This window comes from Aminobacterium sp. UBA4834 (genome assembly GCF_002400205.1).
Classification (GTDB): Bacteria; Synergistota; Synergistia; order Synergistales; family Aminobacteriaceae; genus Aminobacterium; species Aminobacterium mobile.
On the sequence record NZ_DHFC01000018.1, the window covers coordinates 64,573 to 85,645 of the forward strand.

The 21,073-nt window shown below is 45.9% G+C and carries 19 protein-coding genes; 11 read left to right on the forward strand and 8 right to left on the reverse strand.

Features of this window, described 5'->3' with window-relative positions; genetic code table 11:
• Window positions 1–158: 158 nt before the first annotated feature.
• The gene (yedF, locus tag B3L97_RS06830; RefSeq protein ID WP_286934643.1) at window positions 159–767 is read left to right on the forward strand and encodes a sulfurtransferase-like selenium metabolism protein YedF; all 609 of its coding nucleotides are present in this window, start codon (window positions 159–161) and stop codon (window positions 765–767) included.
• On the opposite strand, the gene B3L97_RS06835 is transcribed toward yedF, so the two are convergent.
• The 4 genes from B3L97_RS06835 to B3L97_RS06850 all read right to left on the reverse strand — a co-directional run bounded on the left by B3L97_RS06835 (window position 754) and on the right by B3L97_RS06850 (window position 4,731).
• On the reverse strand, window positions 754–1,338 hold the full coding sequence (locus tag B3L97_RS06835) for a hypothetical protein (RefSeq protein WP_286934644.1): 585 nt from the start codon (window positions 1,336–1,338) through the stop codon (window positions 754–756). The two genes, yedF and B3L97_RS06835, sit on opposite strands and share 14 nt — an antisense overlap.
• A gap of 19 nt (window positions 1,339–1,357) precedes the next feature.
• Complete coding sequence (gene hemW, locus B3L97_RS06840; protein WP_334103984.1) at window positions 1,358–2,455, reverse strand: radical SAM family heme chaperone HemW; 1,098 nt, start codon at window positions 2,453–2,455, stop codon at window positions 1,358–1,360.
• Between the two features lie 11 nt (window positions 2,456–2,466).
• Entirely contained in the window at window positions 2,467–4,278 is a 1,812-nt protein-coding gene (lepA, locus tag B3L97_RS06845; RefSeq protein ID WP_024822104.1) for a translation elongation factor 4, read from the reverse strand.
• A gap of 162 nt (window positions 4,279–4,440) precedes the next feature.
• Window positions 4,441–4,731 (reverse strand): hypothetical protein, encoded by a 291-nt coding sequence (locus B3L97_RS06850; RefSeq protein ID WP_286847660.1) that lies wholly within the window; start codon window positions 4,729–4,731, stop codon window positions 4,441–4,443.
• A gap of 100 nt (window positions 4,732–4,831) precedes the next feature.
• On the opposite strand from B3L97_RS06850, the gene purC reads away from it, so the two are divergent.
• From purC to purE, 10 genes are read left to right on the forward strand one after another with little or no spacing between them, the layout of a single operon-like run.
• Entirely contained in the window at window positions 4,832–5,551 is a 720-nt protein-coding gene (gene purC / locus B3L97_RS06855; RefSeq protein ID WP_286934645.1) for a phosphoribosylaminoimidazolesuccinocarboxamide synthase, read from the forward strand.
• Window positions 5,551–5,799 (forward strand): phosphoribosylformylglycinamidine synthase subunit PurS, encoded by a 249-nt coding sequence (gene purS / locus B3L97_RS06860; protein ID WP_024822101.1) that lies wholly within the window; start codon window positions 5,551–5,553, stop codon window positions 5,797–5,799. Before purC ends, purS begins: the two co-directional genes overlap by 1 nt.
• A gap of 2 nt (window positions 5,800–5,801) precedes the next feature.
• Window positions 5,802–6,506 (forward strand): phosphoribosylformylglycinamidine synthase subunit PurQ, encoded by a 705-nt coding sequence (purQ, locus tag B3L97_RS06865; protein ID WP_286934646.1) that lies wholly within the window; start codon window positions 5,802–5,804, stop codon window positions 6,504–6,506.
• 1 nt (window position 6,507) lies between these two features.
• Window positions 6,508–8,661, forward strand: coding sequence for a phosphoribosylformylglycinamidine synthase subunit PurL (gene purL, locus B3L97_RS06870; RefSeq protein WP_286934647.1), 2,154 nt, complete (start codon window positions 6,508–6,510; stop codon window positions 8,659–8,661).
• Entirely contained in the window at window positions 8,662–10,035 is a 1,374-nt protein-coding gene (gene purF, locus B3L97_RS06875) for an amidophosphoribosyltransferase (protein ID WP_286934648.1), read from the forward strand. It abuts the gene before it with no gap.
• A complete protein-coding gene (gene purM, locus B3L97_RS06880) occupies window positions 10,019–11,017 on the forward strand; it encodes a phosphoribosylformylglycinamidine cyclo-ligase (RefSeq protein ID WP_024822097.1) in 999 nt (332 codons plus the stop codon). Before purF ends, purM begins: the two co-directional genes overlap by 17 nt.
• A complete protein-coding gene (purN, locus tag B3L97_RS06885; protein WP_286934649.1) occupies window positions 11,014–11,622 on the forward strand; it encodes a phosphoribosylglycinamide formyltransferase in 609 nt (202 codons plus the stop codon). Before purM ends, purN begins: the two co-directional genes overlap by 4 nt.
• Window positions 11,609–13,138 carry a bifunctional phosphoribosylaminoimidazolecarboxamide formyltransferase/IMP cyclohydrolase gene (gene purH, locus B3L97_RS06890; RefSeq protein ID WP_286934650.1) on the forward strand — a complete coding sequence of 510 codons (1,530 nt, stop codon included), beginning with the start codon at window positions 11,609–11,611 and terminating at the stop codon, window positions 13,136–13,138. The genes purN and purH overlap by 14 nt, the downstream gene beginning before the upstream one ends.
• A 15-nt stretch (window positions 13,139–13,153) precedes the next feature.
• Window positions 13,154–14,428 (forward strand): phosphoribosylamine--glycine ligase, encoded by a 1,275-nt coding sequence (gene purD / locus B3L97_RS06895; RefSeq protein ID WP_286934651.1) that lies wholly within the window; start codon window positions 13,154–13,156, stop codon window positions 14,426–14,428.
• An 18-nt stretch (window positions 14,429–14,446) separates the two neighbouring features.
• Window positions 14,447–14,983 carry a 5-(carboxyamino)imidazole ribonucleotide mutase gene (purE, locus tag B3L97_RS06900; protein ID WP_024822093.1) on the forward strand — a complete coding sequence of 179 codons (537 nt, stop codon included), beginning with the start codon at window positions 14,447–14,449 and terminating at the stop codon, window positions 14,981–14,983.
• Between the two features lie 97 nt (window positions 14,984–15,080).
• Here the strand turns inward: purE and B3L97_RS06905 are convergent, their stop codons facing one another.
• Genes B3L97_RS06905 through B3L97_RS06920 form a run of 4 tightly spaced genes read right to left on the reverse strand, consistent with a single transcriptional unit; the run spans window position 15,081 to window position 21,044 of the window.
• Entirely contained in the window at window positions 15,081–16,415 is a 1,335-nt protein-coding gene (locus B3L97_RS06905; RefSeq protein WP_286847663.1) for a glycosyltransferase family 2 protein, read from the reverse strand.
• Entirely contained in the window at window positions 16,415–17,836 is a 1,422-nt protein-coding gene (locus B3L97_RS06910) for a diguanylate cyclase domain-containing protein (protein WP_286934652.1), read from the reverse strand. The genes B3L97_RS06905 and B3L97_RS06910 overlap by 1 nt, the downstream gene beginning before the upstream one ends.
• Window positions 17,830–18,879, reverse strand: coding sequence for an HlyD family secretion protein (locus B3L97_RS06915; RefSeq protein ID WP_286934653.1), 1,050 nt, complete (start codon window positions 18,877–18,879; stop codon window positions 17,830–17,832). Before B3L97_RS06915 ends, B3L97_RS06910 begins: the two co-directional genes overlap by 7 nt.
• Complete coding sequence (locus B3L97_RS06920) at window positions 18,876–21,044, reverse strand: hypothetical protein (protein WP_286934654.1); 2,169 nt, start codon at window positions 21,042–21,044, stop codon at window positions 18,876–18,878. Before B3L97_RS06920 ends, B3L97_RS06915 begins: the two co-directional genes overlap by 4 nt.
• Window positions 21,045–21,073 lie beyond the last annotated feature (29 nt).

Below are 21,073 nucleotides of genomic sequence, written 5' to 3' on the forward strand. Positions count from 1 at the left end.
AAGAAGTGCTGGAAAAAGAGAGAGGGATGAGATACATTTATAATTGTTATTCCCAAACAAGGGTATTATAAATTTCGAGTCTTTATCATTGTACTCGCAAGACAGGCAGATATACAGACCTGTTATATTTCTTAAAATAGAGATCGGAGGATATGATAATGAAAACTGAAATTGACGCTCGGGGGAAAGCATGCCCACAGCCGGTTATAATGACCAAAGCCGCAGTTGAAAAAGGAGAAAAAGAACTTTCCGTCTTAGTAGACAATGACGTAGCGGCTTCCAATGTTCAACGGTTCTTGACCAAAGAAGGCTTTTCCGTATCCCCTCATAGGGAGGGGGACACTATTGTCATTGAAGCTCTTGCGGGAGAAAACACTCATGCTCGATCCCAAGAGAAATCTGCCCCTTCTTACCCTTCAAAAGGGAACAAAGAAGAAGTGGCTATATTTATTACAAGAAACATTCTCGGAGGTCACGACAAAGAATTGGGAGAAGTCCTCATTAAAGGGTTCCTCGGCACTTTGGCTCAAATGGACTGCCCTCCCCGTTTTATAGCCTTTATGAACGAGGGTGTACTCCTCGCATTGAAAGGGACATCTACGTGCGACCATCTTCTAGAAATGACGGAGAAGGGGACAACTATTCTCGTGTGTGGAACATGCACAAATCACTTTGGAGTAACCGAGCAAGTTGGAGTGGGAACTATTTCTAACATGTTTGAAATTACTGATACATTGCTCAAGGCAACAAAAGTTATTTCGATATAAAATCGACGAGGTTCCGGAACGGAAGAGAACTAAAGACGGCATTCATTAAAAATGATGCCACTTCTTCCGTTCCCTTCTCTGGCTTTATTTCATCTAAAAGGTCTTCAGGAACTGGAACATAAATTGCCCCAATGTTATCGTCAAGTTCATCGCGACACGCCATAGCAACCCCTTCGTCGAACAAAACAATCCATCTAGGGAATGTGATCCCCAAAATAGTCCATTCCATATCAGGGATATCAGACGATATTCCCAGACTCATAGCGCTATCCTGGACTTTTTTCTCTTTCTCCAACCATACCCCCAATTTGTCCACTTCCTGCCCTACAAACATAACAAAGGTTTCGTTATTCTGCCCTGCAGCATAAATACGAACCATCGTATGAAGAGGGAAAAACAGCGTAGCTTCCTCCCTCGCCATATAGCTAAGGGCACCTTGAAGGTTCTCGTTTACCCGAACTCCATAACTTTGAGGGTACAGGGATTCTTGAAAATAAAAACGCGGAATGCGCAAAAGGATATGTTCAAAAAAATTTTCATCGCCAGAATAGGTTTTTAAAAGCCAATACATTCCCTCACTTCCTCACTCTTTATATGATGAGAGACCATATAGAGTTAGCAACTCGCATTCCCTTTTGGGAGAGTGCCAATGTTTCGCCGCTGAAAGCAAGACATTCTGGTGGCACATTTTCCAAATTATTTAAAATATCCTGGAGTAACACCTCTCCATATTCCTCGCAAAAAGACGGTAGATGGATTCCATAACGGGTTCGCAATGCCAAAACAGCTGCCTCTCTTCCCCGCTTCTCCCTCCTCAGGCGTTCTTCTCCTGCTAAGGGAGAGATGCCAGATGATATGCGTTTCAAATATTCCTCTAGCGTTCTCACGTTCCAAAAACGAGTCCCTCGAAAATATCCCCATGCAGAAGGCCCAAGAGACAATACATCTCGCTCGAACCAATAGGCTTGGTTATGACGACATTCTTTCCCCTTTCTAGCGAAACTCGCTATCTCATACTGAAGAAGCCCCTTCTGTTCAAGATACCACTGAGCCCATCGATAGTGAACATACCCATTCTGAACACCTGTTGGAGGAGTCCGCCCCCAGAGGGATCCTTCCTCAATGGACAACTGATAAATAGAGAGATGAGGTATCTCCAAATGGACAAGGCAAGAAAGAGACTCATGCCACTTTCTCAACGTCTGATTTGCTAGTCCAAACATCAGATCGGCGCTTACATCAAAACCTTTTTCTTGTAAAAGGTCTAAGGCGCGCAAAGCCTGCAAGGCCGAATGGGGTCTCCCCAGCCAACGTAGCTCATCGTCATGGAGACTCTGGACACCAAGACTTACCCGTTTCACTCCCCACTCTCTCCATATGTAGCAATGTTCTCCCGTTAAAGAATCTGGGTTCCCTTCCACGGAAATTTCCACATCTGGGGAGAAAACGATATGTTTCTTCAATATCTCAATAAGACGCTCCCACTGCTTCGAAGATAAAAGCGTAGGGGTTCCACCACCAATATAAAGTGTCGATACGTTCAGGGGGCCCCCCAGCTTCTCTTGCCACCCTCGTAACTCTACGTCAAGAGCACTTATAAAATCTTCTTTCTCTCCTTCGTTGCCCCATATACTATAAAATGCGCAATAAGGGCACTTCCGTACACAGAAAGGCACGTGCACATACACAGATAAAGATGTTATTGTTCATCCTCCTCATCCACTTTAAGGAAGGCTAGAAATGCCTCTTGAGGAATGGATACTCTTCCTATCTGCTTCATCTTCTTTTTTCCTTCCTTCTGCTTCTCAAGTAATTTCCTCTTTCGGGAAATATCTCCTCCGTAGCACTTGGCCAACACGTCTTTACGAAGGGCTTTTACGTTTTGACGAACAATGACTCTCCTGCCTATGGACGCCTGGATGGGGATCTCAAAAAGTTGACGTGGAATGAGCTCCTTAAGCTTTCGAACCACTGCCTGCCCTCGATGATAGGCTGCATCCTTATGACATATAAAAGAGAAGGCATCTGCCGCTTCGTTGTTGATCAACACATCTACCCTCACCAAGTCAGCTGCTTTAAAACCACGATATTCATAATCCAGCGAGGCGAACCCACGAGTCTGAGATTTGAGCTTGTCATGAAAATCAAGAATAAATTCAGCCAGAGGCAGATCGTACACTAACCGTACCCGCTCTGGAGAGAGATAGTCCATAGAGATAAAGGTACCTCGCTTATCTTGGCAGAGCTGCATAACTTTCCCAACATATTCTGAAGGAAGAAAGCTCGTTAAGCGAATGATAGGCTCTCTCACCTCTTCTATCTCAGAAACATCCGGGAAATCCGAGGGACGATGGGCTTCTATTGGCTCTCCTTTTTGGGGCGTAATCTCATAGACAACGTTGGGAGCTGTAGCGACGAGTTCCACTCCAAATTCTCTGCGCAGCCGTTCCTTGGCTACATCCATATGCAAAAGGCCCAGGAATCCGCACCGAAACCCGAACCCCAATGCGACAGAGGTTTCTGGATCGAAGGTAATTGAAGAATCGTTGAGGGTTAATTTTTCCAGCGCATCTCGAAGCTGAGGATAATCGTCTCGCTCTACCGGATAGAAACCGCAAAAAACAACAGGTTTAACTTTTTTGTACCCTGGGAGAGCCATTGCACATGGATTATTCCCATCTGTAATTGTATCTCCTACATGGGCTTCTGCTACTGTTTTTATATTAGCAACTACGTAACCTACCTCTCCAGCAGAAAGACTCTCTACAGGCTCAAGAAGTGGTTTGAATACCCCAACTTCCTCTATTTGATACATAGACCCCGTAGCCATAAACTTCACCATCTGCCCGGCTTCCAGCGTACCGTTCATCACTCGAACGTAACAAATGACCCCACGATAGTTATCGTAAACAGAGTCGAAAATCAGGGCTTGAAGAACCCCATCTACATCCCCAGTGGGAGCTGGAACTAATGCTACTATCCGTTCAAGAATATCCTGAATGCCAATTCCTTCTTTCGCACTGGCCAGGATAGCATCTTCAGCATCAATGCCCACTACCTCTTCTATTTCGCCTTTCACTGTTTCTGGATGAGCCGATGGAAGATCTATCTTGTTTATTACAGGAATGATCTCGAGATTATGATCTACAGCCATGTAGGCATTAGCCACCGTCTGTGCTTCCACACCTTGAGAGGCATCTACAACCAAAAGAGCTCCCTCACAGGAAGCAATTGAACGAGAAACTTCATATGTAAAGTCTACATGTCCGGGAGTATCAATGAGATTTAAAACATACTCCTGGCCATCTAACGCGCGATAGTTCATACGTACCGGGACCAGTTTTATAGTAATGCCGCGTTCTCGCTCCAGATCAAGGGAGTCGAGAAGCTGCGACCGCATTTTACGCCCTTCGACTGTTCCCGTATATTCAAGGAGCCTATCGGCCAATGTAGACTTACCATGATCGATGTGGGCGATAATACAAAAGTTTCGAATTTTTGAAAGATCCATATTAGGAAAATTCCCTCCGCTTCTTCTTTTTCGAAGACTCAAGATTCTCTATAAAAAAACTCAATCCAACGGGCCATCTATTGAAAAAAGATCACTTACAGCTCAGGATAATTGATCTCAGGCATGTCACACCTCGAAAAAACATCCCTCATCAATATAGATTTATCCAGTAACCAATCCACCCAATGGACCCAACCTAAGAAGTACGTCAGCTATAACTACAGCTTCATACTGAGAAATTATACCTGAAAAGGCGAAACACACATATTCATATCGTTTTGACGAAAATACAACTACTGCGGGTTGAAAACCCGAACCAAGGCGAACAATACTCCTTGTCAATAAGGTGGCACATACATAGAGGCAAAACTTTGCTATCCCCATACGAACGCCAGCCCTACCCTCAAAAATGAGCGCAGTGGATAGCATATATCCCTCCATCTCTTTTAACATAGTATCATTCCCTTCTTCATTCCGGGGGAAATTTTATATTGACATTTAAACAAACTATCACGATAATGTAAGCATAACAATTTTGCCGGAGGTGCTTTCTATGGAAAAAAGAGAGCTATTATATGAAGGTAAAGCAAAAAAAATGTTTACCACATCCGATTCTGACACGCTTATAATCGAGTATAAGAATGATCTCACAGCTTTTAACGCTCAAAAAAGGGGCTCTATTGAAGGGAAAGGGTCTCTCAATAATTCCATCAGTGCCGCTCTCTTTGAATATATGAATAAAAATGGCATTCCCAACCATTTTATAAAAAAAATAGACGATGTGCATCAGCTCGTAAAAAAAGTACGAATCCTTCCCGTGGAAGTTGTCGTCCGAAATATAACAACTGGAACACTCTGTAAAAGACTCGGTGTACCTGAAAATGTAAAGCTCCCCCGTCCTCTAGTGGAGTTTTATTATAAAAGCGATCAGCTTGGTGACCCCCTCATCACAGAAGATCATGCTGAACTTTTCGGATGGGCCTCTGAGAAACAAATTACATTCATGAAGGAGACCAGCTTAAAAGTAAACGCTCTCATGAGCGCTTATTTTGATGCCATAGGCATTATTCTTGTAGATTTTAAGCTCGAGTTTGGAGTGGATTCCAATGGAGTTTTGTTCCTCGCTGATGAAATGTCTCCGGATACCTGCCGATTCTGGGACAAAACAACCATGCAGAAACTAGACAAAGATAGATTCCGCAAAGATCTTGGCGATGTTCTTGGGGCATATCAGGAAATATGGCGACGAATTTCTGAAAAGGAGGGGCACTAATGATATTTCATGTAAAAATTCTAATTTATCTAAAAGATGGAGTGTTGGACAGTCAGGGTAAAGCCGTAGCTGGCTCCCTGGCTTCTATGGGGTATAAAAATCTGAGGGATGTTCGCATAGGACGTTATATTCAACTTTCCATCAATGCTCAGAGTGTAGAAGAGGCCCGAAAGCAAGCAGAATCCATGTGCGACGATCTTTTAGTCAACTCACTCATTGAAGATTTTTCAATTACAGTGGAGGAATAGTCGTGAAAGCAAGTGTGGTTATTTTCCCTGGAAGCAACTGTGATCATGACGTCATTTATGCCTTGGAGCACGTGATTAAAGCCCATGTTCAAAAAGTGTGGCATAGAGAAAAAAATCTTCCGGAAAAAACGGATCTCGTTGTATTACCTGGTGGTTTTTCTTACGGAGACTATTTACGAACTGGTGCTATGGCAGCTCGTTCCCCTATTATGGGGTCAATAAAAGAATTTGCAGAAGATGGAGGGCTCGTACTCGGAATTTGTAACGGGTTCCAAATTCTGACAGAAGCGGGGCTTCTCCCCGGGACCTTACTCGCAAATAAAAACTTGAGATTTATTTGCAAACTATGTTATCTCAAAGTAGAACGTACAGATCTCCCCTTTACCAACCTTTATAAGCAAGCACAGGTGGTCCAATTTCCCATAGCTCATCATGAAGGCCTTTATTATCTTCCCAGCAAAGAGTTAGAAGAGCTTGAAAAAAATAATCAAGTTGTTTTTCGTTACGTTTCTCCTGAGGGGAAATGCGGGGAAGAATACAATCCGAACGGCTCTCTTCATGACATTGCGGGTATTACAAACTTAAAAGGAAATGTTCTTGGTTTAATGCCCCACCCGGAACGGGCCAGCGAAGAAATACTTGGTGGTACAGATGGAATTCTTACATGGCAATCTATCGAAGCCTGGATTGCAAAGGAAGGTGTCTGATATGGATTATCGCACAGCTGGTCTTAGACGAGAAGAATACGAAGAACTCAAGAAGGTTCTTGGCCGTGAGCCCAATGAAACAGAATTGAGAATTATGGGGGTCATGTGGTCAGAACATTGCAGCTATAAATCTACAAAACATCTGCTTCGCAATTTCCCTACAAAAGGAGAGTATGTAGTACTGGGGCCTGGCGAGAATGCCGGGGTCGTAAATATTGGAGAGGGATGGGGCGTTGCTTTTAAAGCAGAAAGTCACAATCACCCATCTGCCGTTGCTCCCTACCAAGGAGCAGCTACTGGTGTTGGCGGAATTATTCGCGATATTCTGGCTCTTGGAGCAAGACCAGTAGCTTCTATGGACGGGCTCTTTTTTGGTGATCCCGACAATCCCAGAACGCGGACTTTAGCCAATGGAATTGTGGAAGGGATCGGGGGGTATGGAAATGCAGTAGGAGTTCCAACTGTAGGCGGGAAGACCCTTTATGATTCCTGTTACACTGACAACCCCCTCGTCAATGCATTTAACCTCGGACTTGTACGCCTAGACAGCCTCGTAAGCTCTCAAACAGCCAAACCTGGTCTTCGGGTTCTCATCCTCGGCTCTAAAACGGGACGAGATGGTATAGCAGGCGCAGCTTTCGCCTCTGCAGAACTATCTGACGATACGAAGTCTAGTCGTCCATCCATCCAAATAGGTGACCCTTTCGCCGAGAAGCTGCTGATCGAAGCTTGTCTTGAGCTTCGAGACAAAGGACTTATTGTAAGCATGCAGGATATGGGAGCTGCTGGCATCACGTCTTCATCAAGCGAAATCGCTGCAAAAAGCGGTGTCGGAATGATTCTACACTTTGATAAAGTTCTCCTTCGAGAAGAAGGTATGACTCCGTGGGAAATAGCCCTTTCAGAGTCTCAGGAACGGATGCTCCTCATCGTTGAACCTAAGGATAAGGAAGAAGTAGAAGTTGTTGCTAAGAAGTGGGAACTCGACTGCACTGATATTGGAGAAACGGTACTGGGAGATCAATATACGATTATGTGGGGCTCAGAGGTCGTTGCAGAAATGCCAGCCTCTCTTATAGGAGAGCGTTGCCCTTCAATATCCTGGCCTTCCCGACGCCCTGAAAATCTGGAGAATAGATGGGAGTTCCATATAGAAGAGCTTCCCCTGCCGAATAACTTCAATACAGCCATCCTTGATCTTTTAGGCACTCCATCTTTAGGGGATAAAAAATGGATCTATCAACAATATGATCAGATGGTTCAAACCAACACAGTCCAAGGGCCAGGAGCCCCAGTGAGCGTAGTACGAGTAAAAGGGACGGAACGTCTTGTAGCCATGGTTATGGATTCAGATCCGTGGAAATGCTATCTTGACCCCTATCGCGGGGGTGCTGAGAGTGTGGCCAAAACAATCCGAGCCTTGACAGTGGCAGGAGCCTTGCCTCTAGGACTTACAGATTGCCTCAATTTCCCGTCCCCCGAAGTACCTGAACAGTACTGGGAGCTCGAACAAGTTATAAAAGGGATGGCAGACTGCTGTCGGGAGTTGGAATGTCCTGTAGTGTCTGGAAATGTAAGCCTTTACAATGAGAGTTCTTCTCAGCGGATTTATCCGACGCCAGTAATAGGGACAGTAGGAGTCATAGATTCTTATTCCTCATATCTTCCAAGCGGACAATGGCAGGAAGGGGACATACTCTTCCTTGTAGGTGCACTGACCCCTCCTCTTTCAGGGAGCCAATATGTACTTCAAACCGCTGGTAAAGTATCTGGACGTCCTCTTCCATTCGTACCAGAAGCTGAAAAAGATTTTTGCGACAGAGCTTTACAAACAGCTAGAGAGGGACTTGCGCGAAGTGGACGAGCCATTGCCGGTGGAGGTCTGGCTATAGCCTTGGCCAAAGAGGCGATTGAATCAGGGATAGGAGCAGCCATTGCCTGTTCATACCCAACACGAGGCGATGTGTTTTTGTTTGGGGAAGGATCACCACGAGCTATTTATGCCGTGCCCTCATCAAAAGTAGACCAGTTCCTTTCCACGTGGAAAGGGTTCCCCATAATGGAACTAGGGGCTGTGGGAGGGAAAGACTTGACATGCAAAAATCTTTTCCACATCTCTGTTTCTGCTCTTCGCCAAAGGTGGGAGGGGAAATAAATGTGCGGTGTCTTTGGGGCTTTTTCTCATAATGGGCACTCCGTTCTAGAAGACGTCTATCTCGGCCTCTATGCCTTGCAACATCGGGGGCAGGAATCGGCTGGCATTACATGGATCAACAGTGATAATACCATGCATTCCCAACGTGGGAACGGTCTCGTACACCTTGCGCTCGATCAAAGCGAATTGGCAAAGATCAATACGAACTGCGCTATTGGCCACGTTCGTTACTCTACTGCAGGAGGCTCGGACATTAATAATGCCCAGCCTCTTACTGCCAGTAATTCGAAGGGATCTGTGGCAGTAGCCCATAATGGGAATATCACCAATGCTGAAGCCCTAAAACAGTATCTTGAGAATAGAGGGGCTATTTTCCATTCTCAAACTGACACAGAGGTCTTGCTGCATCTTATGGCCCATCAACCTCATAAACCCTTTATCGACGCTCTCATAGATTCGTTGCGACGACTGAGAGGGGCTTATTCTCTCGCCATCATCCTTAACGGCACACTCGTAGCGGCAAGAGACCCTTGGGGGTTCCGACCTCTCGTTCTCGGTCAGCGAGAGGATATTACGTACATCTCGTCAGAGACCTGCGCCCTTGATCTGGTGGGAGCTCAAGTTATTCGAGAAGTTTCTCCCGGTGAAGTAGTGGTTATAGACAAAGAAGGACTTCACTCTATAAAAATACCAGTCCAGGTAAAACGGCACTATCAGTGTTCTTTTGAGTATGTTTATTTTGCCAGGCCTGATAGCGTTTTAGCAGGGAAATCTGTTTATGCTGTACGAAAAGCTCTGGGGCACTGTCTTGCCCATCGCGCACCGTGTCCAGGTGCTCATATGGTTACGGGAATGCCAGATAGTGGAACTATAGCCTCTATGGGCTTTGCGGAAGGCAGCGGCCTCCCCTACGAAAAAGCCATTGTCAGAAATCGTTATGTAGGACGAACATTCATTGATCCTACCCAACGAGTTCGCGAATTAGGGGTCAGGATAAAACTAAATCCCATTACGGAACTTACTAAGGACCAAAAAATAGTCGTTATCGACGATTCTATTGTTCGAGGTACTACCAGTCAGAGAATTATAGCGATGATCAGATCTTGTGGCGCCCAAGAGATTCACGTGCGAATATCGTCGCCTCCTGTATGCTTCCCTTGTTACTACGGAATCGATACACCAAGCCGAGTCGAGCTGGCTGCGGCTCGAATGGATATAAAGGAATTGCAAAAGAAAATCGGAGCCGATTCATTGCAATATATTACTGAAGAAGATCTTATAACCGCCATTGGGCTTCCTAAGAGCGAACTATGTACCGCCTGCTTTACTGGGGAATATATGGAAGGAGAAGAGCCGGATGATTTGGAGTTATAAAGAAGCTGGAGTAGATATTAATAGCGGGAATGCATGGGTAAAGACAATTGGACGCATTGTCAATTCCCAACCTCGAGACCCTAACGTTGTGGGGGGAATTGGGGGATTCAGCGGACTCTACCGCATTACAGAAGACCTCCTCTTAGCTGGATGCTGTGACGGGGTGGGGACGAAGCTTGAAGTAGCCAAGGCTGCTTCCGACTACAAGGGACTTGGACAAGACCTCGTAGCCATGAACGTAAACGACCTCATTACATGCGGCGCTCGCCCTCTATTTTTCCTCGACTATATTGCCTGTGGCTATCTTGATCAACACGTACTGGAACCTATTGTTCAGGGTGTGGCCGAAGCATGCACAGAAAGCGGCTGTGCACTCCTTGGAGGAGAAACAGCAGAAATGCCAGGCGTCTATCCAAAAACAGGCTTCGATGTAGCTGGCTTTGCCGTGGGCATGGTCTCTTCTCGATCAGTTATAAATGGAAGTCATATTACCAAAGGAGATATACTTGTGGGGCTACCGAGCTCCGGAGTTCACAGCAACGGTTTTTCCCTTGTACGAAAAGCGTTGCTAGAGGGGCCAAAAGCTCTGCCTCTCCACGAAGTCCTTCCAGAACTCGAAGAATCTTTGGCAAAAAACCTACTACGCCCAACTCGCCTCTATCCTCGTATTGTCATGAAAGCACTCGAAAATCATGAGATACGGGGAATGGCTCACATTACAGGCGGTGGGTTAGAAGAGAATATCCAGAGGGCTCTTCCTTCAGGACTGACTTTACGCCTAGATTTTTCTGCATGGGAAAGGCCGGCTATTTTTAACCTTATAGCCAATGCCGGCGTAGAAGAGAAAGAAATGCGGCATGTATTCAACCTCGGCATCGGTTTTTGTTTTATTGTTTCACCTCAAGATAAAGATTCTCTTGTCACCTTTCTCAAAAAAGAAGGGGAATCTCCCATTGTATTTGGAGAGGTAGTCTCGGCATGACGGCATCAGTTGCCATTTTAATTTCCGGCAAAGGGACAAATATGAAAGCCCTGTTAGACCGGAAGGAGTCAGGAGACCTCTCCTGTGAAATCCCCTTCATTGCCAGCGATACATCAAAAGCGGAAGGGCTGCTCCTGGCACAAGCCATGGGAATAAAGACAGAAATTCTTCCTTACAAAGAGAAGGGGAAGGAAGAAGCTGAAAGGGTGCTTGACGAAATGTGTCGTTCTCATCATGTCCAATGGCTTGTTCTGGCAGGTTTTATGAGAATTCTCTCTCCATGGTTGGTAAACAGATGGGAAGGAAAGATACTTAATATCCACCCTGCTCTTCTCCCCTCTTTCCCTGGGAACAGAGCTATTTTGGATGCATGGGAATACGGCGTTAAAGTAACAGGGATAACAATTCATCTTGTAGATCGAGGCATGGATTCCGGCATTATTCTTGCCCAGAAAGCCATAGTCATCAAAGAGGAGGACACGCTAGACAGCCTCACAACGAAGATTCATGAGACTGAACATGATCTTTATTGGAAGACCCTCAAAAAGGCAATAGAAGGTCGATATTCTTTTGACGGGAGGAGAGCCATTAATGACAGCTACTAAAAGAGCCCTCATTTCGGTTTTTGATAAAAAGGGCATTGTGGATTTTGCAAAAAATCTTATAGAGCGGGGATGGCAAATAGTATCAAGTTCTGGTACAGCCACAAAGCTCCGGGAAGCAGGAGTTGAGGTTCTGGAGGTTTCAGACCTCACTGGTTTCCCCCATATTCTTGGAGGGCGAGTTAAGACTCTACATCCCCTCATTTCCGGAGGCATTCTTGCACGCCGCCAGCTTCAAGAAGACATAAAAGATGTTGAACAATACAACATCCCCCTTATTTCCATGGTCGTTTGCAACCTGTATCCCTTCGAAGAAGTCGCTAAAAAAAGGGCCCATATAGATGAACTTTTAGAGAACATAGACATAGGCGGAGTAACTCTTATTCGAGCCGGGGCTAAAAATTATCCTCACGTTATTATACTCACAGACCCGGAAGACTACTCTCCTGTGCTGGAAGAACTGGACGCTGAAAGTGACGTAACTCTTCCTACCCGGCAAAATCTGGCATTGAAGGCTTTTGCTCACACTGCTGCCTATGATGGTGCTATTTTCGATGGTCTCTCCCAAGAACTGGGAGCTACCACAGAATTTCGCAAAGAACTATCCATACCCTTAAAAGAAGTACAGACCTTACGTTACGGGGAAAATCCCCATCAAGAAGCGGCTCTTTATCTTCCCCGCCTGGAAGAGCTGCCATGGGAACAGCTTGCAGGAAAGCCTCTCTCGTATAACAACATTCTCGATCTTGATTGTGCCATGAGAGGAGCCGCCCTTCTTCAGGACGCTCCTGGAGCCTTAGTTATCAAACACACCACCCCCTGTGGCATGGCTTACGGAAAAACATCGAAAGAAGCCTACGAAAAAGCCTTCCGCTGCGACCCTCTTTCGGCATTTGGCGGTGTTGTAGGATTTTCACGCCCTCTTGATATGAATACGGCGCGCTCTATCGCTCAACACTTTACGGAAGTAATTCTTACTCCAGATATTTCTCAAGAGGCCCTTGCTTTCTTAAAACAAGAGAAACCTTCTCTTCGCATCTTGAAATGGCAAGGAGGCCGTGTGTTCCCCTGGCAAGTAACCAGCACTTGGAGTGGATTCCTTGTACAAAAAGACATGCTTCCACCTATTCCGAATCCTGATAAAGGCACATGGATTGGACCGAAACGCGAAGACCTTTGGGATGATCTCCTTCTCGCCTGGAAAGTAGCATATCTGTCAAAAAGCAACGCAGTGGCTATAGTAAAAGACGGCGAAGCCGTAGGAATAGGCATGGGATTCTGTAGTCGCGTTTTTGCAGTAGACTTCGCGACCCATCAGGCCCAAGAGAGAGCTAAAGAAGCTGTAATGGCCAGTGACGCATTCTTTCCCTTCCCTGACGGAGTAGAATCTGCAGCAAAGGCTGGAATAACGGCCATTATACAGCCTGGCGGATCTGTTCGAGACGATGAGGTTTTCGCGAAAGCCCAAGAACTTGGAATCTCCATGTTCATTAGTGGCTGGCGAACATTTCGTCATTAAAGGAGGGAATAGCCCATGAAAGTCCTTGTTATAGGCGGAGGTGGGCGAGAACATGCTCTGGTATGGGCCCTCTCAAAATCTAAACTCGTAGAGGAAATTCATGTGGCTCCAGGCAACGCTGGTATGCGAGGAGTTGCATTTCTTCACTCTGTCCATAGTGAGGGAACAGAAGAAGTTCTCGATCTCGCTACACAAATAGACCCTGACCTTATCATTATTGGTCCAGAGGCCCCCCTTGTAAAAGGAGCCGCCGATTCTCTGCGAAACAATGGATTTACAGTGTTTGGACCCGGGAAAACCGGAGCAGCCCTGGAGGGAAGCAAGGCTTTTGCTAAACAGTTTATGAGCCGATGGAACATTCCCACCGCTCCTTTTCACTTGTGTACAACTTTGGAAGAAGGGATGGAGGCCCTGAAAAAGCGTCACGCACCGTACGTTATAAAAGCCGACGGCCTCGCTGCAGGAAAAGGAGCTTTTGTAGTCGACAATTTAGAAGACGCTCAAAGCATAATTTCAGATCTCCTTGTAAAAAAGACATTAGGTGCTGCTGGAGAAAAGATAATAGTGGAAGACTATATGCCTGGCCTTGAGCTCACTGTCCTTTGTGTCAGTGATGGGAAAGAGTATCGCATCTTGCCTCCAAGCCAGGATCATAAAAGGGTCTATGATAATGACAAGGGGCCCAATACTGGAGGAATGGGGGCATATTGTCCTGTTCCCTGGGCTGGATCCTCCCTAATGGAACGAATTGAGAAGGAGGTTATTTCTCCAACATTTGAAGGACTCAAGAAGGAAGGGATACCATATTGTGGCGTCCTTTATTTTGGGCTCATGATCGACTCTCACTATAAGCCCCGCGTCGTAGAATATAATGTGCGTTTCGGAGACCCTGAAGCCCAGGTTATTCTCCCGGTCCTTAACGTAGACTTCGCTCAATTAGCTATGGCTGCCAGTACAGGCGCACTTTCTACTCTTCCCCCTATAGTAGCAAATGGATGGGCCGTAGACGTAGTTATATCGTCTGAAGGATACCCTGGCTCTTACAAAAAAGGGCTTCCCATCTCAGGGCTTCATGAAGCAGCCGCGTTAAGGAATGTCCTTCTTTTCCATAGCGGTACATCTTTAAATCAAGGAGGAGAAACAGTTACGAATGGCGGAAGAGTTTTGAATATAGTAGGACTTGGCCTTTCATTAGAGGATGCTTTGGCACGATCTTATGAGGGAGTAAAATATATCCACTTTGAAGGTGCACACTATCGGCGGGATATTGCCGCAAAAGCCCGAATATAAGGAGGAAGAGAAAAGCTTATGGACACAAACAAACAGACACCAGTTGTAGGTCTGGTCCTAGGTTCTAAATCAGACTTGCCTGCCGCGCATAAAGCAGCAGAGATATTAGAACAATTTCACGTTCCCTTTGAAATAACCATAGCTTCAGCTCATAGAACCCCTGAAGATGCGGCGCTATATGGGCAAAACGCCGAAAAACGAGGATTGTGCGTTATTATAGCCTTGGCAGGCCTATCTGCAGCCCTCCCGGGAGTCTTGGCTGCTCACACATTACTTCCCGTTATCGGCGTTCCTATTTCTGCGGGATCCTTAGGCGGCTTGGATGCCCTTCTTTCTATTGCACAAATGCCTCCTGGCGTTCCTGTAGCTGCCGGAGGCATAGACAGCGCAAAAAACGCAGCTCTTCTCGCATTGAGAATTCTTGCCATCAATAATAAAGAGCTTCGTGAAAATCTGGCTCAATACACTGCCTCAGAAGCCGAAAAAGTACGCAATGCTCGACAAACAATAGTCGACCTGCCAGTAGCCCCTTCAGAAGCTTTCCAAGAACAATAATGCAAACAATATAGGACAGTTTCGAGAAAATATCTTTACGTTCCGGAGCTGTCCTGTCTTTTATTGCATCTATACAAAAGCACAGGCATCTCAAATCTTAAAATTTACTCTTTTTGGTAACCCACCATGGAGCCATATTTGTATCTTGATGTCCAAGGCCAAATATCTCCCACAACGCTGAAAAAGCACCATGAATTCGATTGGCAAAGGCAAAAATAGGAACCAGAGGAAGCCAAAATACCAGTAACAGGTCCTGCCTCGGCCTTTCTGAGAGTAGGAGGACAAAAACGAGGAAGAGAATCACCATTGCCGCGAGGTAAAACAAATACACTAAAGCCATAGTTCCAGCTACAACGCCCAAGGGATAAGCTATAAAGAGATACGCAGTATAAATGACAACGACCACGGGCATCACCACTTGAAACAAGAGTCCTGTCCAGAGCAAGGCTATAAAATTTTTCCACCCCACTAATCGTGGTGAAAAGGTTCGCCAATGCTTTCGGAAGTACATAAACGACAGATCTCCATCCCAACGAAGCCTCTGTTTGAAAAAGTCCCTAAATGTATCTGGGACATGGGTAAAACCCATGGCTTCAGGATCAAAAACAATGCGAAAACAATGATATCGACCCAAATAATTCTTCACTCGCAGTGTAATATCCAGATCCTCAGCAGTTCCGGCATCCCACCCGCCAATCAGCTCTAAAACGGAACGGCGAAAAACTCCAAAAGCCCCCGAGATATTGTTGACCAGCCCAAAAGCGCTAAGTCCTGTTTTGGCAGCCTGAATAGAGAAAAAATATTCTATCGCTTGAAGTCTGGTAACTAAGCTGGCCCTCACATTTCGTACCCGAAGACACCCAGCTACACATCCGACCGTGGGATTCTCAAAATGTCTGGTGGCACGTTCTACCATGTCATTGTCGAAAGATGTGTCGCCATCCAAAGCCATGATTATTTCACCATCAGCAAAGTTCATTCCCGTATTGAGAGCCGACACTCTGCCGCCTCTTTGCCACTTTGGTACCACCTTTAAAACTCGGTTGGGAAGCCGATCCACTTCGTCTTTCATAGACAAAGCCGCACTGTAAGTCTCTTTATTAGCCGCAGCACCGTCTATAATAGGCACAATCTGGATCCGACCAGGATATAACTGTCTGGACAGAGAACGAATAGTCTGTTGCACCGCCTCTCCCTCACTGTAACACGTTATTAGACAGGAGACAGAAGGATAGTAACTGCTTCTCCAAGGAACTTCGTTCATCCGAAGTAAACCGTAACGAAGTACCCCCATCAAAATAAGCAGATAGACAGGCATTTCCAGAAAAAGGACAAAAGGAATGAATCTGAGAATTATTTCCCACGTCTCAGAGACCAAAGGAGCTTCTAAAACCAGAGCAATAATTTGAAAAAACGGCTCAGGTATTAGCATCAGGACTCAAGTTCCCCTAAAATTCTGGCAAGTAAAGATGAAGCGCTCTCCCCCTCTCTCATATTCTGAGATGAAGAGAATGCTACCAGTTGGAATTGGGGCTTAGGTGACGTTTCTGCTAAATTGACTAACTCTAATATCCGGCCACCCACTACAGATGCCCCTGCTTCATCTGTCATAGGCAAAAGAAGCAATAATATACCAGTAGCTGTCCTGGTCGTAACATCAGTATTTCGAATAAGCTGCCTAAGCCGCTCCGCTAATGCGTCCACAATTTGAGAAGCTCTATGACGGCCTAGTTTTTCGGAAACCTGAATTAAATTTACAAACCGAACACCTATCACAGAGAAAGTTTGATCCGGGTAGCGACGGTTCAACAAAATCATCCAATCTAAAAGTTGGTTAAAATACGCGGGAATAACGTAGTTCAGCCGATCTAGAAGAGCATATACATCATCAATGGACCCAACCCTAGCTGCAGCTCGCCCTTTCTCTGATATTCGGTAACCATGAATTGTATTTACGAGAAGTTCCTCTGGATCTGACCTCGTTTGGCAACTGAGGCAATCCACAACAACATGGGCCTCTATGAATTTATGTCCGCAATCGTTGCACAAAAAACTCTCTAAAGGATGATCGTAATCCGAACCTAAATGACGAAGGTGAGTACCACAGAAAGGACAACGATAACCATTCTCCTGGAGAAAATCATCTACCGGCCCCACCCTGCCACAAGTAAAACAGTGAATAAACTCTTTGGGAACAATATCGATACTCCCACAATTGGGGCAAACGTCGATATAATTGAGATGAGTACATTGGCACTTGGGGCACGAGCGTATGCGGTCAATCAAAGGTCCTTGTGACAACAAACCTCTATCCCTCAAATTTCGAAGCCATTGCCTCGTCTCGCTCTCACCACCCAAGAACTCGGCAATGGGATACCTATATGCGTCGCAGGTAAAAGGCTGTAGCAAGGGATTCAGTCCCTCTTGTCGAAGAGCCAAATAGGCCAAAAGACGAAAATCTCTGCTCAGCTCCAAGCTTCCCCGGTCCACTTCATTCAATTTCCCCCACATATCTGCCGTTTTTTCCCAAGCTTGATCTAAAGACTTTATAGCCCCATCGGTAAAGAGCGCAGAATCGGAATCCAGAGATGGAGAGCAAAACACAGGCAAATAACAGGTTTCTGGGATCTTTCTGATCTCCTTGACCGCCATTAAAACAGTCTCTTTAGAAAAGTCCCCATCTAGAATAACTCCATGAACAGATCGTATTTTAGCAACCAGATCTTCCAGCGTATCTACATCTATAACCCCATCTTGAGGCGCAAAAGAAATATTGCCGCGGTTGACAAACCGAAGAAGCCGGATCTCTTCCATAGATATGACACCTTCCTCACTGGTAAAAGCAACTACCACGGCCATCTCCCTCCCCAATGAACAGTTACAGGAAGCCCCTCCACCAAAAAGGCCTCCGGAATGGGAGAACGTGTACTGAGGGTAACCCGTACTGTCTGACGAATCTCTGTCAGAGGTTTTGAAAGAGACGATGGCGCAGGCTCGGCTAGAGTAGGTCTCCCCACAGGGAAAGCCTCCACCATCGTTCCTTCAGGGAAACGTATTCGGACTTTCTTACCCTTCTCTACGAATCCGAGATCTTTAGGGTTCAGGAAGGTAACTATAGATGCAGTTTGAGGGTCAGCCACTACCGCTAAAGGAGCCCCCTGAGCCAAGGCTTGGTTCACAACAGCAAAAACAGCCAAGACAACTCCTGACACGGGAGACACTAAAGCTACCCCACCCATAATATCTGCCATAGCAGCAAGTTCTCCATCAATTTGCGCCAATCTAACCTGTTGAGATTTATACTCTCCAGAGGGAGCCAATGCTAAATTCAGATCTATTTTTGCCTTAATCACATCAGATTCAGCTCGAAGTACCCTCTTCTGAGCCTCGTTGAGGTCAGCCTTTGTAGCTGCTCCAGCATTAACAAGTTCCTGAATCTTAGATCGATAAGCTTTTTCTTCTTTCAAAACTCTCTCCGCTAAAACCAAAGCATCCCTGAAGGGTTCAGTAGAAATGTGACGGCTCGCATAATCCATCAAGACTTTTCTTTCTGCTGTCAGAGGGGCTCTTTTCATCTCCAGCGTAGGATCCGCTACTTTAGCCATCACGTCTCCCAATGCTATATGCTGGCCTTCTCGAAGATGAACCTCCATTAAAACTCCAGATGTTGGGCTGTTAATCGGGGTTTTCTCCATAAAGATCACCCCAGGAGATGTAGCCCAAAACACCCCTACACTTACCTTGGCTATAAAAAACAGCAAGGGGCTAGAGACCAGCAACACAACAAAATACCATCGCCACCGCGGAAAAGTTCTTCTAGCTGGAGCATAAGGAATTCGTACCCCTTTTTCCTGAAAGGGATCTCGACTCTTCCCAGAAGTAAACCGCACTTTCATCGGACCATCTCCTCATAATCTTTCCAAGCCTGAACAACCACACCCCGGTAGTTCTCTTCTTGGAACACTCCGTTGTAATAGGCAATTCGACTCCATAGAATATCCCGTCCTAAGGTGGCATAGCTTTCGCGGGGAGATAAAATAGACTCCACACTTTGTGCTAAAAGTAATGGAAGATCCGGGTATTTTTTAAGAAGGGCTCCAAATCGATCTGTCACCATATCCACGTTGGTGGAATAAAACATCACTGCTACGTCCTCCATAGACAACGCCACTAACCCTCGCCCCATAATTTCTCCTAACTCCCCCTCCAAATAACGAGGATGGACAGAAAGAGATAGAGGAAGATCTGTATTATCTCGAACAACCTTCAACGTTTGGAGCAATTCCAGAGCAAGCTCAGACCTCTTAGACGCAGCACCAGGAAGAGAATCTGGCTCTAAATCTACGTGAACCCCCTTAAAAGGGAAGGGGGCAAAGAAACGGATTAGTTGAACAAGCTCCATTCGATGCTCTGGCAAAATCCAGGTAGGATCGCCAAGCAAAAGATCAACTTGAATTCCCATGTACGTTGCCTGTTCTAAAAAGGCCATGAGAGATAACCGGGAATTATTCGTGCTAAAAGAGCGGATCTCCTGTCCATCAAAAGAGAGCAATATTCGACAGAATCCCGCTTGTTGAAGTTTTTTCAGTTCTCTATGCCTCGTCTCGCTCTTGAGGAAGGGAGCCGCATTCCACACATAAACTGAAGTATTCTTCCTTGATGGTGTCAGAATTGTAGATGTCTGAACATCTTGCTCTGGAGAGGAAATCATTGCGACTGGCGACTTCGGCAAACTCGCAAGAGGCTTATCAAGGCCTAGCATAGATAAAGGACATCCTCTCTGGACCTCTCCTTCAGGGAAAAAACGAACCAGCTCAGAAGCAGCCTGAAGAACCAGTATTTGGGCATCCACTAATTCCAGAGCAGCACGGAGATGGGCATAGCGACTCTCTTCAAGTTTCTCAAAAGCATCTCCACCAATACGATCATAGCGGAGGTGATGCACTCTTACGGCCTCTGTGGAAGCTTGCACTTTTGCTATTCCGGCCTGAACAGATCGAGAACCGTACTCCAGCAAAGATAAGGCGTCTTCCAACTCCCCTTCAAGGCGAAGGCGTTCCTTCAGCTCTTCGGCTCTATGTCGCTCTAAATCTGCTTGAGCAGCTAATCTAGCCTCATCCTTTTTTGCCCTTAAAGAAGCGAAGGGTTCTTCTACTGTAAGTCGGATGGAAACTCCTGCCCCGGAAGTCCCAGGGAAATCTCGACCAGCGGTAGCACCAAATTCTACAGTTCCATCCCGATCAATTTTTTTTGTGATCTCGAGAATGCGACCATAAATATCCAAAACTCTATTGTTGTATCTCACATTAGTGAGATGGGCCACTCCTAAAGGGCGCCTCTTCTTATAATCCCACCCCGGGAGAGTTGGGAATGGAACTTCTTCGGTCACCTGCCAAGACTGCCCTGTAGCCAATCGAATAACCTGAAGGGCCTGTGTTTCCATCCGAGAGGAAGCGGCCACGTCTCGAAGAGCTACATCATAGACAGACAAAAACTCCAGTCGATCCGCCTCTAAAAGAAACCCTTCTCTTACCCTCTTCGACAAGAGGGCCTCTGTCGCTTCTCGACTCTTCAAGAAATCAGATAAGAGACGGCGTTTCTGCCCCTCCCCCCACAAGACCATATAAGCCTTTCTAAGAGAAATCAGATTCATCTCTCTGGTTCGCTCTGCCAAAATTCGTCCCTCTAAAGTTCGAAGCTCACTTTGAAGGATCTCTATTTTCTCTTTGGTCCATGTACCTAAAATGGGGAAGGAAACGCCTGCTCGAGCAGTAACTTTATTATAGGAAATTCGTTCTTCGGCGGTTTCAGACTCTGGTTCATCGCTATAACCATAAGATATTCCAGCAAAAAGCTTAGGGCCACTTCTCTGACGTACAAGGTGTTCTATATGTTCATCTCGCGCCAAAGCCGCCATAGAAGACAGAACTTCTGGCCCTTGTTCGACCATGTTTTCCAACTCTGCCAGAGAAGGGAGGGAAAGACTTTGGCTTCCATATAAAGTAGAAGTCGCTATCGATAAAAGAGCCCACGCCAAACAGGCTATTCTGAGCAAAAACATACTGATAGAACCTCCATGTAAAAATCGGA

Bases quoted from the DNA above. Each gene is read 5' to 3' on its own strand.
- B3L97_RS06850 (WP_286847660.1), bottom strand. From the start codon at position 4,731: ATGTTAAAAGAGATGGAGGGATATATGCTATCCACTGCGCTCATTTTT.
- yedF (WP_286934643.1), top strand. From the start codon at position 159: ATGAAAACTGAAATTGACGCTCGGGGGAAAGCATGCCCACAGCCGGTT.
- B3L97_RS06915 (WP_286934653.1), bottom strand. From the start codon at position 18,879: ATGAAAGTGCGGTTTACTTCTGGGAAGAGTCGAGATCCCTTTCAGGAA.
- lepA (WP_024822104.1), bottom strand. From the start codon at position 4,278: ATGGATCTTTCAAAAATTCGAAACTTTTGTATTATCGCCCACATCGAT.
- B3L97_RS06905 (WP_286847663.1), bottom strand. From the start codon at position 16,415: ATGCTAATACCTGAGCCGTTTTTTCAAATTATTGCTCTGGTTTTAGAA.
- purE (WP_024822093.1), top strand. From the start codon at position 14,447: ATGGACACAAACAAACAGACACCAGTTGTAGGTCTGGTCCTAGGTTCT.
- purH (WP_286934650.1), top strand. From the start codon at position 11,609: ATGACAGCTACTAAAAGAGCCCTCATTTCGGTTTTTGATAAAAAGGGC.
- purC (WP_286934645.1), top strand. From the start codon at position 4,832: ATGGAAAAAAGAGAGCTATTATATGAAGGTAAAGCAAAAAAAATGTTT.
- B3L97_RS06920 (WP_286934654.1), bottom strand. From the start codon at position 21,044: ATGTTTTTGCTCAGAATAGCCTGTTTGGCGTGGGCTCTTTTATCGATA.
- purM (WP_024822097.1), top strand. From the start codon at position 10,019: ATGATTTGGAGTTATAAAGAAGCTGGAGTAGATATTAATAGCGGGAAT.
- B3L97_RS06835 (WP_286934644.1), bottom strand. From the start codon at position 1,338: ATGTATTGGCTTTTAAAAACCTATTCTGGCGATGAAAATTTTTTTGAA.
- purF (WP_286934648.1), top strand. From the start codon at position 8,662: ATGTGCGGTGTCTTTGGGGCTTTTTCTCATAATGGGCACTCCGTTCTA.
- purS (WP_024822101.1), top strand. From the start codon at position 5,551: ATGATATTTCATGTAAAAATTCTAATTTATCTAAAAGATGGAGTGTTG.
- purL (WP_286934647.1), top strand. From the start codon at position 6,508: ATGGATTATCGCACAGCTGGTCTTAGACGAGAAGAATACGAAGAACTC.
- purN (WP_286934649.1), top strand. From the start codon at position 11,014: ATGACGGCATCAGTTGCCATTTTAATTTCCGGCAAAGGGACAAATATG.
- purD (WP_286934651.1), top strand. From the start codon at position 13,154: ATGAAAGTCCTTGTTATAGGCGGAGGTGGGCGAGAACATGCTCTGGTA.